Below are 1,000 nucleotides of genomic sequence, written 5' to 3' on the forward strand. Positions count from 1 at the left end.
AGTGAGTGTGCTGGCACTGGCAAGCGACACGGCCACCATGAGCTTGAAGAGGCGCTTATTCAGCAAATGTCCGTCCCCTTCTTCTCAAACGAAGCAACCTTCCACGCGCCGTCAGTCAGCTTCACCGACACAAAATCGGAATAGGTGTGCAGTCCATGAGAATGTGGGATCTCCTCTCCGGACGATGAAACTCTCTTGATATGAGTCTGATCGGAGCACACGTCGATGAGGGCTTCGCTATCCGACTGCATCTCCACGGACGTCACCGTCATCCGTGCGGTGCCGACCTCATGCTCCCCCGCATCCTGGGCTTTCTTGTAGCTCTTGCGGTAGCTTTCCAGCGCTGCACCGGTGGTGGAGGCCTCGACGGCGGACAGGTCGCCGTCCATCTTCCGGTATGCCTCCCACGTCGCCCTGTCGTAGGCGAGATATCCCAGGGCAGCCTGGGTCTGGGTGGTGTCCAGCCCTTGGGGGACGAAGTCCACGTAGTAGCCGATGGACTCATCAGTCAGTGCCTGGGCATCCAGAGTCGTCGGTGCCGCCGAGGCCTTCGAGGACGCCCCGCCCAAGGCAGACGCAGACGCCGTCGAACCACCACTAGCGCCCGCAGTGTTGACCGGTGGGATCGTCCCTCCACCCTTCGGGCTGCTCGACGAGCACCCCGCCAGGGCCAGCGAGGCAGCCAGCGCGCCCGCTCCCAAGGCGGTTGCGACACGACGGCGACCAGACAGACGGATGAGGGAACGGGTCATGAGGAAGCACCTCCACGATCAGGCCGAGCACAGTCCCCGGCACAGCAGGAACCCACCCGACCCTACCGGCCGGTCACAACAATGTCACGGCCCCGACCAAGGCCACCCCCACCTCCCTGCCAACGTGTGCCTTGGTCAGCGTACTCAGCCGGTCAACGGTGAGACATCTGCATAGTGACGCCCTCATCCAACAACTCGACGGTGTCCCAGGGACGACGTGGTTCTGAACCAGGAGCGGGTCGTTGACA

1 protein-coding gene is annotated in these 1,000 nt (G+C 62.8%); it reads right to left on the bottom strand.

Features of this window, described 5'->3' with window-relative positions:
• Positions 1–59 precede the first annotated feature (59 nt).
• Positions 60–752 (bottom strand): hypothetical protein, encoded by a 693-nt coding sequence (locus RIV14_RS13655; RefSeq protein WP_309325266.1) that lies wholly within the window; start codon positions 750–752, stop codon positions 60–62.
• Between the last annotated feature and the right edge of the window lie 248 nt (positions 753–1,000).

This window comes from Actinomyces acetigenes (genome assembly GCF_031296635.1).
Classification (GTDB): Bacteria; Actinomycetota; Actinomycetes; order Actinomycetales; family Actinomycetaceae; genus Actinomyces; species Actinomyces acetigenes.

Bases quoted from the DNA above. Each gene is read 5' to 3' on its own strand.
- RIV14_RS13655 (WP_309325266.1), bottom strand. From the start codon at position 752: ATGACCCGTTCCCTCATCCGTCTGTCTGGTCGCCGTCGTGTCGCAACC.